This window comes from Cohnella endophytica (assembly GCF_003628305.1).
In the GTDB taxonomy this organism is placed as follows: Bacteria; Bacillota; Bacilli; order Paenibacillales; family Paenibacillaceae; genus Cohnella; species Cohnella endophytica.
On sequence record NZ_RBZM01000003.1, the window covers coordinates 214172 to 230113 of the forward strand.

The following is a 15942-nucleotide window of genomic DNA, read 5'->3' on the forward strand; positions in this document are numbered from 1 at the left end:
GCCTTTCCCGGTTGATCGGCGACGGATGGTGTTGCAACGAAACGCGCAAATCAATATATGGGGATGGTCGTCGACGGAAGAGGACATTATCATTCAATTCAACGACCGTGTCTACACAGGAACCGCGGATCCACTCGGGCAATGGCTGATCCATGTGGATACAGGGAATGCTGGCGGCCCCTACGAGATAACGATCGAAACCGGAGACGGGGCGGAACGCATCGAGATCCGCAATATTTTGCTAGGCGATGTGTGGTTATGTTCGGGTCAATCCAACATGGAATGCAGATGGTCTCACTACGGCAAGCGTTTCCTGATGAAGTGGCGAATGCGGAAAACGATGCGATTCGGCATTTCAATGTCCCGGTCAAGTACGATTTCAATCAGCCTCATGACGACTTCGAATCCGGGGGTTGGTTGGCGGTCGATACTGCAAGCGTTCAGAATTTCACCGCAGCAGGTTATTTTTTTGCCGCCAAGCTATATGAACGATACCGCGTGCCAATTGGGCTGATCAACGCAAGTTTGGGCGGAGCGCTAGTTGAAGCTTTATGAGCGAGGATGCTCTTGCGCCGTTTCAGAAATATTCGGAAGACTTGCGAATGCTTAAAGATCAGAATTATTTGGCGTCGTTAGCTCGTGAGGATCAAGTAAACCAAGAGCAATGGTACAACCATATTAATCAAAATGACTCGGGATTGCCTATCGATGGATTGCCGTGTTACGATCCTGCATTTGACGCTTCCGCCTGGCCTACTATCCCGGTGCCATCGGTATGGGAAGATGAGGGCTTGGGTGCATTCAACGGAGTCCTCTGGTTCCGTAAGGAAATCGAGATTCCAGCTTCGTGGGCGGGCGATCCGACGACGCTTGAGATGGGAAACGTGATAGACGAGGACATCGTTTACTTCAACGGAATAAAGATCGGAACGTTACCGAGCCAATATATTCCGAGAAAGTATGACATTCCGAAAGGTTTGCTGTTGGAAGGTAAAAATACGATTGTAGTTAGGGTAGTCAATCTTTCCGGGAAAGGCGGGTTTTATAAGGGGGAAGCCGTATCATCTTCGAATCGGGGATCGGGGCTTGGACATTTCCGGCGAATGGCAGTATTTGATTGGGGTCAAGTGCGGCCCGATGCCCGACCCTTCCTTCGTTCAGTGGCGACCTACGGGCTTGTATAACGGTATGATCGCGCCGATTGTCCCCTATACGATCAAAGGCTTCGTCTGGTATCAAGGCGAATCTAACTTGAAGCGGCCCGAAGCATACGGACCTCTGTTCCGAACATTGATTGCAGATTGGAGAAAAAAATGGAGCCGGGGAAATATTCCTTTTCTCTACGTACAATTGCCCAACTATTCTGAGCCCGTAGCCATGCCTTCCGAAAGCCAATGGGCGGCGTTAAGGGAGGCTCAGCGGAAAACACTTGCTGTACCGATGACTGGTATGGCCGTGACAATCGATATTGGAGAATGGAACGATATTCATTCAGTTAACAAGATAGATGTAGGATACAGGCCGGCGCTCGCTGCCCGGAAAGTCGTTTATGAGGATGAAGCGGCGGTAATATCCGACCCGCTGTTTCAATATGCGGAAAAGAAAGGCCATCGGATCATCCTGCACTTTAATCATACTGGCGGCGGACTTGTCGCTAAAGACGGTGCTGAGCTCAAACACTTCGCTATAGCAGGTGCTGATCAAATGTTTTTTTGGGTGAACGCAAGCATAGAGGATGATCGCGTTGCGGTGTGGCACGAGCATATTCCCGATCTTTTACAGGTAAGGTACGCGTGGCCGATAATCCGGAAGGCGCTAATCTGTATAATCGGGAAGGCTTGCCTTCATCGCCATTCTCTAAGGAATAATAGAAATCAATAATATTTATATTGTTTTTGGTAGGTTCTTGGCGATTCCCCCGTTATCTTTTTGAACTGCCTGCAGAAATGTTCTACGTTTTGATAGCCGCAGTGGGATGCGATATCGGCAATGCTTTCGGCACTATGAATCAAAAATTCTTTGGCCAATCGAATTCGACTTCTGATAACGTCATCCATGCAGGAAACGCCAAAAGCTTTCTTGTAGATGTTCAATAGATAGCCTGGGCTGACTTGAAGATAATCAGCTATTTCCGAAACCGTCCAACAATTGCCCGGATCCTTTTGAATGGCGGTGCGAAGTCTCAATAGATTGTGATACTGGGGCGTGATATTATCATGAAAGCAGATTCCAATAGCTTATTGAACAGCGTTCTTAGCAAGCAGACGATTGAAAATTTCTTGTAATCCCGATTATAGTTGTGCTCCATGGCAAGAAGTTCAAACAGCTTCTGGCAGTAATCGGGATCGCTCACGGAAAAAGGAACGCCGCATGGAAGCGAAGAATCAGTAATGAAAGGTTCATTGGTTTCGAAACGTTTCCAGTCATTGATGAAATGAGATCCGCACGCTTGGTAATAAACTTTCAGTTGTGGTCGGTAGAGGATGGCGCTATGGGCCGGACATTCTTTGAGCTCGCCATCGACCCAGAATAGCGCGGGCGTTTTGGTAATGACGAGAAGCCAGTTTAACCCGACGGGAACATCGATCACGAAATTGCTTGCATGCGTCATATTACATTCAACGTAATAAATGTGGGTCATCCGTCTCCCTCCCTGAATTTTTATTACCAGTATACCACAGGAGTAAGGACGAGGATTCGAATTTGGAGAGCGCGGTAAACGATGCCAGAGGAAGCGAGAGTGAGCGATAATGGATGAAGGTGGCGGAGTGCGCGAAACGGGGAACGGTAAGGGAAATTGCTTTCCCGGTATATTACTATATTAATTCGTCTCGAGAGCTTGTGACGGATCGACGTATCGAATAGGGGGAAGGGCAAAGGTAAGCGGGGAGCCGCTCCTGAAAGCGTGCAGCGTCTATCTACCGGCGGGGGGTGTAAGCATAATGACCTGGATACCGATACGTTGTGCTGTATTTGCTTCATGAAGTAAGCGGAGACCAGTACGAGTGGTTACGCGGGAGCGGGAGGATGGAAGCGTCTCCATCCTGTGCAATATGTTAGATAATCTAATCGGCGACGGAGTTAATGATCCGGTCATTGTGATTATGCCGAACGGAAGAAGCGCGCATGATTGGGCTGATCGCTCCGTCAATCCCGAAGGGACCAACATGTTGGGATTCAACTATTTCGATTACGAGTTGAGATACGATCTGATCCCGTTTATAGAATCGACATTCAATACGTACGCGAATATTGGGGAGACGTCATCAGCAGCGGTACGGTACAAGCGAGTGTATTGAGCTATAGCGGGTCTATTCATAGGTGGGATGTAGGCTTTGAATCTCATTCTCGGGGCTATCGGTGCGATCAGCGGCAATCGATTGAAGGGCTCGCGGATATTTGTGGGAGATTATCTTGATCGGTTTTGCGAGATTACGATCAAGAACGGCGTACATGACTTCCACGTTTGAATCGACGGCCCGTATCATTTTACCCGTCTGTCCTTCGGAAAAGAAAAAGTAATTGAACTCGAATGTCTGATATAGTCTTGGCCAATTGCCGTATAGAGCTTTCTCAGCTTATTTTGAATCGGCTCGTCAGCTTCATTCACATCTTGAAGTAAGCGAGGAAACTCCCAGCGCTCTGCCTCCTGAAATCTTAACTCTGAAGTAATATTCATCTATAGCACAATATGGGGACGATTATGGGTTGTTATTAGAGTGAATGTGAGTAAGTGGGATGGAAGCCTTAATTTATCTGGGCTCAATGGAATTTTGCATTGAGCCCAGATTTTATTATTTGGGTTAATTTTAGTTGAGTTAATTCCGATATATGATTATGAATCTATTGTTTCTTTATTGGTTGTTATTGGTTAAAATGTAAATAATATCATCCGGCATAACAGTAAATAATCTATACCAAATGGCTTTGCTCTTTATTTTCAAGGGGCGAAGCCATTAGATGTTTTTAGGGGGTATAACGAGCAACTCGCTATAGGTTTTTTATGGAAAGCGAAATGTAGGTGCGAGCCACTATGACATCGATTAGGAGGACATGGAAGTGGTACTAGCACAGTATAGGTTTGTTGTGAAGGAGACGGAAATCGAGGAAGTAGTTGATAAACAAATAGTTAGTGGGTTGCGAATATAGGATTGAAGGATCGATTGTGGCAAAACGAGTGGTCAAATGAAGATGGCGGTTCAGGCTATAACTGGTGTCAATAAAAGAGACAGCATCACGTCGTTCGAGGTTGTGCTATACCCTCGAGTCATATCACTTTAACGTTCCGACAAATCCAAGAGCAGATTCGATCTCTGTCACAATACCAACTCCAATTCCAAGCTCAAGTACAATCACAACTGCAAGAGCAATCCCAAGCCCCAGTAAAAATACATGGTAGGGGGTACCCTACTTCATAAATGATGAATAGCGCAATCTCGTCTTTGCACCTCTCGTTCTTAAACGGTAAGGGCACAAACCTCCGAATAAGTTCGGCGAAATTATGCTTGGCATTGATAAGATTTCTATAGAAACTATCGTGCCGGTTATTTTGACCAGTCCATTTCAATTATTAGTTGATGAAAGGCGCTAGCCGGGTTGATCCGCTCAGGTGGTTAATAAATTGTTTATGATGTCGTAATAATGCAAGTGAATAGTCGGAAACAGAGTAGCCGACTATTCGTAGAAGGGATAGACTGAGGTCAGTTTTCTGCATGAATAGGATCGGGGGTTACAGAATGAAGCAGTTGCCGCAATTAAAAAAGGAAAACGGAGTCTTCAATCTGTATGTCGACGGCAAGCCGTTCGTGGCTTTGGGAGGAGAGATCCACAATTCCAGTTCCTCCAACTTGGCGTATATGAAGGAGAAGGTGTGGCCCTATCTGAAAGGGTTGCATCTGAACACGGTTATTTTGCCGGTTTATTGGGAGTTGATCGAGCCGGTCCGAGGCGAATTCGACTTCGAATTGATGGACGGCATTATCGAACAAGCCCGTGAACATAACGTACGTCTAGTGGTGCTATGGTTCGGACTGTGGAAAAATGGAAGATCCACTTACGCTCCCGGTTGGGTCAAGAAGGATTATCGAACCTTTTTCAGGGCACGTTATCAGAACAATGGCATTTCCGACACGATCTCGCCTTTGTGCGAGGCAGCAGTTCAAGCCGATGCCAGCGCCTTCAAAGAATGGATGAATCATCTGAAGAAGGTGGACGGTGATACGCATACGGTTATTATGGTGCAAGTGGAGAACGAAATCGGGTTCCTCGGAAGCGACAGAGACTATTCCGATTTCGCTAATGCGACTTTCGCCGCAGCGGTTCCGCCGGAAGCGGAAGCTGCTTACGGCATAAGCGAAACGTGGACCAAATCGTTCGGGGAGGATGCCGGCGAATACTTTATGGCGTATCATTATGCCAAAGCGATCGAACGAATCGCAAGCGCGGGAACGGAAGCGTATCCGTTGCCGATGTTCGTTAATGCCTGGCTTGAGCAATTTCCGTGGCGTGCTGGCACTTACCCAAGCGGAGGTCCCATCGCCAAGGTGATGAAGCTGTGGAAAGCGACGGCCCCGACGATCTGCCTGTACGCTCCGGACATCTATTTGCCTAATTTTGCGGAAGTGTGCGCGGAATATACGGCCGGCAACGATAATCCGTTGTTTATTCCCGAAGCCAGAAGGGACATAGTATCGGCGACGAACGTGTTCTACGCGATCGGCAAGTTTGATGCGCTGTGCTTCGCGCCTTTTGGCATCGAGGACTTCCTTTCTCCGCCTCAGGATGATGGCGGAGGAATCGATTTCGGTCTAATGATGGCTCTTAACATCGATATGTCGGCCTTTCAACTGAACGGTACGGGCCCGTATCTCGCACGGAGCTACGAGCTGCTTGGGAACATGATGGGGATCATTCACAAGCACCGCGGAACGGGGAAAATGACAGGTTTCCTGCAAAATCACGATAACGGGTGCTTGCTTTCTTTGACCGAATATGATTTGAAATTGAGCTACAAGCGACAGCAAGAAGGCAAGCCGATAGCCGGCGGTCTCGTCATCGAGTTGTCGGACAACGAATTCATTTTGGCGGGCATCGGATTTTCCGCTGAATTTTTGCCAAAGCGCGGGGAATCGGCCGCAGTCGGGTATATTCGAATCGAAGAAGGGAAATTTGTCGATAACGAGTGGATTCGCAGCCGCGTTCTAAACGGTGATGAGGCCGCTTACGGAGTTGGAGTCGGCAGCCATCCTGCGGCTCTGCGAATCGAGATGTATAAATTCGAGTAACGCGTTAGAGATATAATGAGACTGTTCGGTTCTTTCCGACAGTCTCTTTTTGGACATAGAAGGAGGAACAAAAATGGTCGGCCTTCTCACTAGAATGCCTTGGAATTCCATTCGCTTCAAATTAATATTCGGCCTGCTATGCGTCATCGTCCCGTTGATTACGTTGCTGATCTATAACAATTATTACAGCGTTGGTGTCGTTCACAACCAAGTGGCCCTGTCCAACAAAAATATGATGTCCATGTACATGAATCAAATCGACGGCCAATTGTCGGATGTAGAACGGGATCTTATCGGGCTAACATTGTCGGATCTGGATGTTCAGACGATGGGAGATCCGCGTACGGACGATGAATATCAGTTGGCCAAAGCCGCCGTATCCCGCAAGCTGTCCACGGATATTTTGCTCTACAAGTCCATCGACGGTTTTTTTGTCTATTCATTCGCAAGACAGGACATGCTTGATGTCTCAAGCGCAGCGAGCAGTTACTCCGAGATCGTTGCCGTACGGGACAGTTTGGAAGAGGGGTTTCTTAGCGTCCGGGACGAGATGAACGGGGAAAAAACGGCTTGGCAGGTTCGCAAGATTAACGAGACTTATTATCTGACTCGCACCTTCAAAAGCGGAAATCTCTACATCGGCGCATGGGTAAACGCGAAGACGCTGCTCGTTCCGCTGCATCTGATCCGCCTCGGAGAGACCGGCGCCGCCTTGTTCGTGACCGATCGTGGAGAAACGATGGTCAGCACCCTACCGTTGCCCGACGATCAAATCGATCTGTCCCGCGACTTGCAAAACTACTATATGTCGGGCGCACGCCATCACTATTTGATTGTCGGAGAGCCTTCAGGCAAAGGGAGCTTCAGTATGGTGGCGATCATCCCGGACGAGCAGATTTTGGAGAACCTCCCCTATCTGAATCGGATGATCAAGTTGATTTCCTTCGCTTCGATTCTTCTGCTGCCGATCAGTCTTCTTTTCCTGCGCAAGGTGTTGCTTAGGCCTTTAAGAAGGATTGTTGCCGCGATGCGTCGCATCGGCGAGGGCAACGTTAATATGCGCATCGAATCATTTCCGACGTCGGACGAATTTCGGGTCGTCAATCGCACGTTTAACCAGATGATGTCGCAGATCGAGGAGCTCAAGATTCACGTCTACGAAGAGCAACTGAGCAAACAGAAGGCGGAGCTTCAGCACCTGCAGCTTCAGATCAATCCCCATTTTTACCTGAACTCGTTAAATATATTGTTTAATCTCGCGCAGGTCCGTAATTTCGAGCTGATTCAAGAAATGACGCTCAGTCTAGTGAACTATTTTCGATACATGTTCCGGAGCAATTTCGATTTTGTACCCTTAAAAGATGAACTACGCCATATTCGCAATTATGTGCGCATTCAAGAATTGAGATTTCCACATAACTTGACATGCAGCATTTCGGTACCCGATTATTTGTCGGATGTTCCGATTCCGCCGCTGTTGATTCAAACTTTCGTCGAAAATACGATCAAACATGCGGTGTCCATCGAGGAACCGATCGAGCTTGCCATCGAAGTCGAATGGGACGAGACGGGACTGGAGCCACGCGTTCGAATCCTGATTCGCGATTCGGGAAAGGGATTCCGGGAGTCGGCGTTGGAGAGCATCCGCGCCGGACGCCGTATCGTCGACGAGCAAGGGGAGCACATCGGGATTTGGAACGTCCAAGAGCGGCTTAAGCTGCTCTATGGAGCTTCGGCCCGATTGGAATGCTATAATGGGCACCCTCAAGGCGCCGTCGTAGAGATCTTTATTCCGATGCGGACGACGGATGAAGGAAAGGATTGACGATATGTTTCAATTATTGATCGTAGATGATGAAGTCCTCGCCGTAGATGGCGTGAAGTCCGGCGTCGATTGGCGGGAAGTAGGCATCTCCCGGGTATTCGCCGCCTACAGCGTAGCTCAAGCCAAAGAGATGTTCGAACGCGAGCGAATCGATATTTTGCTGTGCGACATCGAGATGCCGCAGGGTACGGGACTCCAATTGCTGGAATGGGTCCGCGAGCGCTACCCCAAGACGGAGACCATCTTCCTTACTTGCCACGCCGACTTCGCTTTTGCCAAACAGGCCATTCAATTGGGAAGCCTGGATTACGTTCTGAAGCCGGTGCCTTTCGCCGAATTGGCAGACGTAATCAGACGGGCCGCCAATAAGGTTCGGCAAGAGAATCAGTTAAGCGAGTTTACCCAATATGGCAAGTATTGGTTTCAATATCAACCGCTCCTTGTAGAGAAGTTCTGGTTGGACATTGTGAATCAGACGATTCCGGGAAATGCTGAAGCCGTTATGAGGGCAGCGGAGGAGAGAAAAATACCTTTCGCCGGGGAAATGAAGTTCATTCCTGTTCTGATCCGCGTTCGGCGATGGCATAAGGTCATTTCGTTAAGGGAAGAGAAAATCATGGAATACGCGTTTCGAAATTCCGCGGAGGAACTTCTTCTCCCCGGGCGAGAGAACGGACTGCTCCTGTCTCTAGGAAACGGCACCATGCTGGCCCTTCTTGACGGGGACGCGGAGTCGTCAAGGGAGGACAAGCTAAAGGAAGCTTGCAAGGCATACATCGCCTTCTGCCATCGCTATTTCTATTGCGATCTGTCCTGTTATATCGGAGACGGGGTGCGAGGTCACGAAATGGCGTCCATGCTCCTTCGGTTGACAGAGCTTGATCGGAATAACGTCGCCTATGATAATCGCGTGTTTTTACTGCACGAGCTCCGCATGGCGGCAAAGCAAGGTGTCTTGCCGGATATGAGCGTTTGGGCGGTGATGCTGAGGGAAGGAGCACAGGAGAAAGTGCTGGCGGAAGCGGAAACTTATATGGAGCAGCAAGCGAATGCCGGCCGATTGAGCCCGGAGCTGCTGCATCAGTTCATCCAGGATTTCCAGCAGACGCTTTATTATGTGCTGCAGACTAAGGGGATTCAGGCTCATCAGTTGCTAAGCGACAGCGAATCGATGGAGCTGTCCGTCCGTTCCGTCCGTTCGGCAACCGATCTGATAGCCTGGATTCGGCATGCGGTCGTCAAAGCGATGACATATGCGACGTCGATCGAGCAATCGCAAAGCGTCGTTAACCGGGTGATCTTCTACATCAAACAACATATAACGGAAGATTTCTCTCGGGACGATATTGCCAATTCCGTCTTCTTGAACCCCGATTACTTGACGCGCGTCTTTAAGAAAGAAACGGGGATGTCGATCTCCGACTATTTGCTGAAGGAAAGGCTCGGAATCGCGCAGGAACTGCTTGCGAAGACCGACATGCCGGTAAGCGCCGTCGCCGCTCAAATCGGATATTCAAACTTCTCGCACTTCTCCCGTATGTTCAAGAAGTATACGGATTTGAACCCCATCGACTATCGGATGAAGCAGCAGAACAAGCAAGCGGCGCTCGAAGGTCGGCAAAGTGACAACGAAAAGTCGTAAGCGGAGCAGTGGGTCGAACAAGTCCTTCGTACAATAGGAACAGATAGACCGATAAACCTAGAAACGGGGGAGACAAATGAAGAAATCATTAATGGGAGTAAGCGCTTTACTGATCAGCACTATGCTTTTTGCATCTGCTTGCAGCAGTGGCGGGAACGATTCGGCAGGGAGTGCATCAAATGCGGGCGCATCAAGCAAACCGACGGAGAAGTCGGTTGAACTGACGGTGGCTTTTCCGATCTTCGGTGCTGTTCCCAAGGACATGCAGGTGGTACAGGATGAAATCAATAAGATTACGCAGGAGAAAATCAACGCAACCGTGAAGCTTATGCCGATCGGCTTCGGCGATTGGCAGCAGCAGACAAACCTCATGCTGACAAGCAACGAAAAGCTTGATTTGATGGCCGTTTTCGGGACCTCTTACAGCAATATGGTGGCCAAAGGTCAACTGGTTCCGCTCGACGAGCAACTGGAGGAGAACGGCCAAGGGATCAAGAGCGCGCTAGAGCCCGACTATCTGAATGCGGCCAAGATTAACGGCAACGTGTATGCCGTTCCGACGATCCGAGATTTGGCAGTCGATTACGGCATCTTGATGCGCAAGGATCTGCTCGATAAGAACAATATCGACGCCGCATCGGTCAAAACGCTGGACGACGTGGAGCGCGTTCTGAAGACGGTCAAAGGGAGCGACGCCAACTTCACGCCGCTTATTCCGGGAGCCGTCGGAATGACACTTAGGGAAGGCTATGTCGTATACGACGACTTGGGCGACTCCATTGGCGTGCTACCCGACTTCGACAATGGGCTGAAGGTCGTCAATCTGTACGAGACGCAGGAATACGCAGACTTCGTCAAGCGGATGCACAATTGGTACAAAGCGGGCTATATCCTGAAGGATGCGGCTACGAACAAAACGACGCAGTTCGATTTGATCAAAGCGAACAAGGGATTCGCGTATATGTCGAGGCAAAAACCGGGCTTCGAAACGGTCGAATCGAAATCGAACGGGCAGCCGATGGTAGCGGCCGAGCTTCTGCCGCCCGTGGCCACGACGAGCTCCGTGACGAGCATCATGTGGGGCGTTCCGGTCAATTCCGTGAACCCGGACAAGGCGACGGCGTTCCTCAACTTGTTATTCTCGGACAAAGACGTGATCAACCTGCTCGACTGGGGCGTCGAAGGCAAGGATTACGTGAAGAAGTCGGACGGCGTTATCGACTTCCCGGAAGGCGTCGACGCGTCCAACAGCGGTTACAATTTGAACATGGGCTGGCTGTTCGGCAATCAATTTTTGTCCTACGTATTCAATGGCGACGATCCCGATCTGTGGACCAAAATGGACGAATTCAACAAGTCCGCGAGAAAGTCGAAAGCGCTCGGGTTTATTTTCGACGTAACCCCGGTCAAGACGGAATATGCCGCGGTTTCCAACGTGATCACGCAGTATAAGCTGCCGATCGAGATGGGAAGCGTTGATCCGGACAAGATTCTTCCCGAATTCATCTCCAAGCTGAAGTCAGCCGGCATCGACAAGATCATCGCGGCCAAGCAGCAACAACTGAATGAATGGGCGAAGGCCAATTCCGTCCAATAAACCGTAAATCGCCAATCGCTTTGGCCCGACCGGTAAGACACGGTCGGGCTTCTATCGTAACAGGCTAAGCCGCTTCGGCAGGTCGTCAAAGCGCAAGCCGAAAGTCGTCTAAGCGGTAGTGGGGGCTTCGCGCTTTTCGTTAACATAGAAAGTGCAGCTGAGGAACCAGCCCATATACGTGCTGCGAGAAGGGGGAACGTGCGACGATGAACCATTCGCACAACAGATTCGGAAGGAAGCTACGCAAGTTCGGTCCGCTTTATCTCATGATGATTCCGGGCCTGATCTACCTGGCAATCAACAATTACTTGCCGATGTTCGGGCTCTCCATCGCCTTCAAAGACATCAATTATCGGAAAGGCATCTGGGGCAGCGATTGGATCGGCCTTAAAAACTTCGAGTACCTGTTTAAAACCTCGGATGCCTACTTGATCACCCGTAACACGATCCTATACAATGTCGCCTTCATTATTATCGGACTCGTTGTCGCAGTCGGGGTCGCCATCTTGCTTAACGAGATCAAGAACAAAATCGCTTCGCGTTTGTATCAGAGCCTGATCATCTTGCCGTTTCTGATATCGATGGTGCTGGTCAGCTATCTCGTGTACGCGATGCTTAGCATCGACAACGGATTCGTCAACAAAACGATCTTGCCGGCACTCGGGCTGGATCCGATCTCTTGGTACAACGAGCCGAAATATTGGCCGTACATTCTCGTCTTCGTGAACGTTTGGAAAGGCGCCGGCTATGCTTGCATCGTCTACCTGGCCGCCATCATCGGAATCGATCCCGAATATTACGAAGCGGCGACGCTGGACGGGGCTTCCAAATGGCAGCAGATCCGGAAAATCACGATTCCGCTTATATCGCCCGTCATAATCATGCTTACGCTTCTCGGGATCGGACGCATCTTCTACTCGGACTTCGGCTTGTTCTACCAAGTTCCGATGAATTCCGGCGCGCTCTTCGATACGACGAACGTCATCGATACGTACGTGTTCCGCGGCCTTATGCAGCTGGGCGATATCGGCATGTCCTCCGCGGCGGGCTTCTATCAATCGCTTGTCGGGTTTATCCTGGTCCTGCTGTCCAACTACATCGTACGCAAAATCAACAGAGAGAACGCATTGTTCTAAGGAGGCTGTCGAGATGAACAAAGAGAATCGGGCTTGGCAGTGGTCGGCTCATACCGTATTGATCCTGTTTTCCGCAGCTTGCGTGCTTCCGTTCCTGTTGCTCGTAATCTCTTCCGTCACGGACGAGAACGCGATCGTCCAAAACGGCTATACGTTTTTCCCTGACAAGTTCGGACTTCAAGCTTACGACTATCTGAGGCAGCAGTCTTCGTTAATATTCCACGCCTACGGCATTACGGTGCTGATCACCGTCGTAGGAACGACGGCAAGTCTGCTCATCACGTCGCTGCTTGCTTATCCCCTGTCCAGAAGGGATCTTCCGGGCGGAACGGCGTTGGCGTTTATCCTCTTCTTCACGCTTTTGTTCAACGGAGGACTCGTTCCGACTTACCTCATCTACACGCAGTTATTCCATATCAAGAACACGCTGCTGGCCTTGATCGTCCCCGGGCTCCTGATGAACGGCTTCAACGTTCTGCTGATGCGGACGTTCTTCATGACGACGGTTCCCGTCCCGGTTCTGGAGTCGGCGAGCATGGACGGGGCGGGCGAATTCAAGATGTATTACAAGATCGTCCTTCCGCTGTCGCTGCCGATTCTGGCCACCGTCGGCCTGTTTCAGGGGCTCGCTTACTGGAACGATTGGAACAACGGATTGATCTACGTGACGGATCCCAAGCTGTTCAGCTTGCAGAACGTGCTGAACCGGATTATGAGCGATATTCAGTTCCTGGCCAGCAACAGCTCGATGAGCTCCCATGCCAGCGATGCGATCGCGAAGCTTCCTAGTGAGACATTCCGGATGGCGATAGCAGTTATCGGCGTCATCCCGATTTTGATCGCGTATCCGTTCTTCCAGAAGTATTTCGTCAAAGGCATGACGATCGGCGCGGTGAAAGGCTAAACCCATTCCTTAACGGAGGTGAAACGATGATCGGTATTTGGCACTCCCTGATTGAGACTTCGCACAGCCGTCTGAAGATTCAATTGGTCATCGAGAAGAAGGAGATTTACACGTTAGGCTTGGTCATGGAGCCCTTCCCGCTGCCGCTAACGATAACGTCGGTGACCGTCGAGGGGAATCGGTTAGACGCAATCGGGTATTCCGTCATGGCTCCGGGCGAAGAGGCCGCGGTTAAGCTGGCGTTCGATGATGACACATTCTTGGGGGAGATCCGGCTGCCCTTCATGGGCACGATCTCCCTTCAAGGCTCGAAGGGAAGCGGGCCGTCTCTCGCGGAAGCGATGATATCCGAAGTCGCCCCATACCGCAAGGCCGATGTCCGAGAGCGAAGCGAAGACGAGATTCGCGACGCGGTGGAGGACTTGCTCGGGCGAATGACGATCGCCGATAAGGTCGGGCAGATGAGCCAATGCATGGCGTCGAGCTTCTCGTTCGGAGGCAACGTCGCCTCCGATCCGCCGGAGAAGCTGGTGGCGGAAGGCAGTGCCGGCTCCATTCTGGGCGCCTTCGACAGCCGCCGCGTGTTCGAGCTGCAGCGAATCGCCGTGGAGCAATCGCCGCACGGCATTCCGCTGCTGTTCAACGCGGATATCATCCACGGACACCAGACGATCTTCCCCGTGCCTCTAGCTTGGTCTTGCAGTTGGGATCTGGAGGCGATTAAGCAGGCGTGCGCGATTGCGGCCAAGGAAGCCAGCGCGTCCGGCATTACGTACAACCATGGACCGATGGTCGACGTTACGCGGGACGCCCGCTGGGGGCGAGCGGTGGAAGGCGCGGGAGAGGATCCGTACTTGGGCGCTTTGATAGCGAAGGCGCAAGTCGAAGGATTCCAGGGCGACTCGCTGTTCGATCCCGAGACGATCATCGCTTGCTTAAAGCACTTTATCGCATACGGCGCGGCGGAGGCAGGAAGGGATTACAATACGGTCGATATTTCCGAAGGGACCTTGCGCAACGTTTATCTGCCTCCGTTCCAGGCCGGTATCGAAGCCGGAGCGGGTTCGGTGATGAATTCGTTCAATCTATACGAAGGCATTCCCGTGGCCGCAAGCCGATTCCTGCTTAAGGACTTGCTCCGGGACGAGCTCGGATTTGACGGCATTCTCATCTCCGATTACGGAGCGATCGAGGAAATCGTCCAACACGGCAACGCGAAGGATGCGAAGGAAGCGGCCAAGAAAGCGGTCGAAGCGACGATGGATATCGAAATGGTGACCCGCTCCTACGACCATTTGCCGACTTTGATCGAAGAAGGCCAGCTGTCGGAAGCTCTGCTCGATGCGGCCGTTCGGCGTATTCTCGCCTATAAATTCAAATGCGGCTTGATGGACGATCCGTTCCGCTACATTCGGCCCGAGAAGGAAATCGAGTATCACTTCAACTCCGCTCACCTGCTAGCCAGCAGGGAACTGGCCCGCAAATCGATCGTTCTGCTCAAGAACGATGGTGTACTGCCTCTGGCGAAGAAGGGCGGGAAAGTGGCCGTCGTCGGTCCGTTCGGCGACACCAAGGATTTGCTCGGTCCTTGGCAGTTCTCCAGGCACGGGCACGAGACGGTTACGCTCCGCCAAGGGCTTGAAGCCAAGGGGCTGGAAGCGGATCGGCTGCTGTTCGCCGAGGGATGCGGCGTCGAATGCGAGATCGAAGGCGGGCTGGAGCAAGCGGCGGAGCGGGCAAAGCAAGCCGACCTGGTCATTCTGGCGCTTGGCGAGAGCAGCGACATGTCGGGGGAAGCGGCTTCACGCATGGATATCGCACTTCCGGCCGTCCAGCGGCGCTTGGCCGAAGAGATCGTTCGGCTTGGCAAGCCGGTCGTGCTTGTGCTGACGAACGGCCGTCCGCTCGTTCTGGACGGGCTCGAAGAGCGGGTTGACGCCATACTGGAGACGTGGTTCCTCGGTTCCCAAGCTGGCCATGCCATCGCCGATATCCTGTTCGGCGATTCCAATCCGTCCGGCAAGCTGACGATGAGCTTCCCGGCGAAGGTCGGTCAAGTCCCGGTTTATTACAATCGCTTCAACACGGGCAGGCCGGTAACGGAAGCCAACAAGGAGCAGAAGTTCGTCTCCAAATATCTGGACGGTTCGAACGATCCGCTGTATCCGTTCGGATACGGGCTGAGCTATACCCGGTTCGACTATTCGGACATTCGCCTTGACCGGAACCGGTTGACGATGGACGGATCGCTTGTCGCTTCTGTTACCGTAAGCAATACGGGGCCGATGTCCGGGGAAGAAACGGTTCAGCTTTATATTCGCGACTTATACGGCAGTGCGGTCCGTCCAATCAAGGAGTTGAAGGGCTTCCGCAAGCTTGCGCTCGCTCCGGGGGAAAGCCGTGAGGCAAGCTTCACGATCGCGGCGGCGGACTTGGCGTTCTGGACGCCCGCCAACGGCTATCGCGCCGAGCCTGGGGAGTTCAAGCTCTATATCGGGCCGAACAGCCGAGACGCGAAGGAAGTCGAATTCGAGCTTATTTAAGGGAGAGTGGA

At 51.4% G+C, this 15942-nt stretch carries 14 protein-coding genes; 12 read left to right on the plus strand and 2 right to left on the minus strand.

Annotated features, from left to right (window positions below; translation table 11 throughout):
• Positions 1–25: 25 nt before the first annotated feature.
• The 3 genes from D7Z26_RS27430 (at position 26) to D7Z26_RS27440 (ending at position 1881) form a co-directional block, all read left to right on the plus strand.
• On the plus strand, positions 26–514 hold the full coding sequence (locus D7Z26_RS27430) for a hypothetical protein (protein ID WP_199731667.1): 489 nt from the start codon (positions 26–28) through the stop codon (positions 512–514).
• Positions 515–602: 88 nt separating this feature from the next.
• A complete protein-coding gene (locus tag D7Z26_RS27435; RefSeq protein ID WP_199731668.1) occupies positions 603–1184 on the plus strand; it encodes a sugar-binding domain-containing protein in 582 nt (193 codons plus the stop codon).
• Complete coding sequence (locus D7Z26_RS27440; protein WP_199731669.1) at positions 1087–1881, plus strand: sialate O-acetylesterase; 795 nt, start codon at positions 1087–1089, stop codon at positions 1879–1881. The genes D7Z26_RS27435 and D7Z26_RS27440 overlap by 98 nt, the downstream gene beginning before the upstream one ends.
• On the opposite strand, the gene D7Z26_RS27690 is transcribed toward D7Z26_RS27440, so the two are convergent.
• Together D7Z26_RS27690 and D7Z26_RS27695 are read right to left on the minus strand one after the other, a co-directional pair.
• Positions 1875–2186, minus strand: coding sequence for a helix-turn-helix domain-containing protein (locus tag D7Z26_RS27690; RefSeq protein WP_325050432.1), 312 nt, complete (start codon positions 2184–2186; stop codon positions 1875–1877). The two genes, D7Z26_RS27440 and D7Z26_RS27690, sit on opposite strands and share 7 nt — an antisense overlap.
• The gene (locus tag D7Z26_RS27695) at positions 2183–2641 is read right to left on the minus strand and encodes a tetraspanin family protein (RefSeq protein WP_233566671.1); all 459 of its coding nucleotides are present in this window, start codon (positions 2639–2641) and stop codon (positions 2183–2185) included. Before D7Z26_RS27695 ends, D7Z26_RS27690 begins: the two co-directional genes overlap by 4 nt.
• A 364-nt stretch (positions 2642–3005) precedes the next feature.
• Between D7Z26_RS27695 and D7Z26_RS06275 the strand changes: the two genes are divergently transcribed.
• The 9 genes from D7Z26_RS06275 (at position 3006) to D7Z26_RS06310 (ending at position 15931) form a co-directional block, all read left to right on the plus strand.
• Positions 3006–3299: a hypothetical protein gene (locus D7Z26_RS06275; protein ID WP_120975205.1), complete on the plus strand. Its 294-nt coding sequence runs from the start codon at positions 3006–3008 to the stop codon at positions 3297–3299.
• 36 nt (positions 3300–3335) lie between these two features.
• Positions 3336–3470 carry a hypothetical protein gene (locus tag D7Z26_RS27910; RefSeq protein WP_267900979.1) on the plus strand — a complete coding sequence of 45 codons (135 nt, stop codon included), beginning with the start codon at positions 3336–3338 and terminating at the stop codon, positions 3468–3470.
• Positions 3471–4736: 1266 nt separating this feature from the next.
• Positions 4737–6284: a GH35 family beta-galactosidase gene (locus tag D7Z26_RS06280; protein ID WP_158602219.1), complete on the plus strand. Its 1548-nt coding sequence runs from the start codon at positions 4737–4739 to the stop codon at positions 6282–6284.
• Between the two features lie 73 nt (positions 6285–6357).
• Positions 6358–8109 (plus strand): sensor histidine kinase, encoded by a 1752-nt coding sequence (locus tag D7Z26_RS06285; protein ID WP_120975207.1) that lies wholly within the window; start codon positions 6358–6360, stop codon positions 8107–8109.
• Between the two features lie 4 nt (positions 8110–8113).
• On the plus strand, positions 8114–9751 hold the full coding sequence (locus D7Z26_RS06290; protein WP_120975208.1) for a response regulator: 1638 nt from the start codon (positions 8114–8116) through the stop codon (positions 9749–9751).
• A gap of 76 nt (positions 9752–9827) precedes the next feature.
• Positions 9828–11348 (plus strand): ABC transporter substrate-binding protein, encoded by a 1521-nt coding sequence (locus D7Z26_RS06295; RefSeq protein ID WP_120975209.1) that lies wholly within the window; start codon positions 9828–9830, stop codon positions 11346–11348.
• 206 nt (positions 11349–11554) lie between these two features.
• A complete protein-coding gene (locus D7Z26_RS06300; protein ID WP_120975210.1) occupies positions 11555–12484 on the plus strand; it encodes an ABC transporter permease in 930 nt (309 codons plus the stop codon).
• A gap of 13 nt (positions 12485–12497) precedes the next feature.
• A complete protein-coding gene (locus D7Z26_RS06305) occupies positions 12498–13388 on the plus strand; it encodes a carbohydrate ABC transporter permease (protein WP_120975211.1) in 891 nt (296 codons plus the stop codon).
• 26 nt (positions 13389–13414) lie between these two features.
• Entirely contained in the window at positions 13415–15931 is a 2517-nt protein-coding gene (locus D7Z26_RS06310) for a glycoside hydrolase family 3 N-terminal domain-containing protein (RefSeq protein ID WP_120975212.1), read from the plus strand.
• Positions 15932–15942: the final 11 nt, after the last annotated feature.

What these genes read in the sequence shown, in the direction of transcription:
- D7Z26_RS27435 (WP_199731668.1), top strand. Translation starts at nt 603, where the DNA reads ATGCTTAAAGATCAGAATTATTTGGCGTCGTTAGCTCGTGAGGATCAA.
- D7Z26_RS06300 (WP_120975210.1), top strand. Translation starts at nt 11,555, where the DNA reads ATGAACCATTCGCACAACAGATTCGGAAGGAAGCTACGCAAGTTCGGT.
- D7Z26_RS06310 (WP_120975212.1), top strand. Translation starts at nt 13,415, where the DNA reads ATGATCGGTATTTGGCACTCCCTGATTGAGACTTCGCACAGCCGTCTG.
- D7Z26_RS06285 (WP_120975207.1), top strand. Translation starts at nt 6,358, where the DNA reads ATGGTCGGCCTTCTCACTAGAATGCCTTGGAATTCCATTCGCTTCAAA.
- D7Z26_RS06305 (WP_120975211.1), top strand. Translation starts at nt 12,498, where the DNA reads ATGAACAAAGAGAATCGGGCTTGGCAGTGGTCGGCTCATACCGTATTG.
- D7Z26_RS06280 (WP_158602219.1), top strand. Translation starts at nt 4,737, where the DNA reads ATGAAGCAGTTGCCGCAATTAAAAAAGGAAAACGGAGTCTTCAATCTG.
- D7Z26_RS06290 (WP_120975208.1), top strand. Translation starts at nt 8,114, where the DNA reads ATGTTTCAATTATTGATCGTAGATGATGAAGTCCTCGCCGTAGATGGC.
- D7Z26_RS27695 (WP_233566671.1), bottom strand. Translation starts at nt 2,641, where the DNA reads ATGACCCACATTTATTACGTTGAATGTAATATGACGCATGCAAGCAAT.
- D7Z26_RS27430 (WP_199731667.1), top strand. Translation starts at nt 26, where the DNA reads ATGGTGTTGCAACGAAACGCGCAAATCAATATATGGGGATGGTCGTCG.
- D7Z26_RS06295 (WP_120975209.1), top strand. Translation starts at nt 9,828, where the DNA reads ATGAAGAAATCATTAATGGGAGTAAGCGCTTTACTGATCAGCACTATG.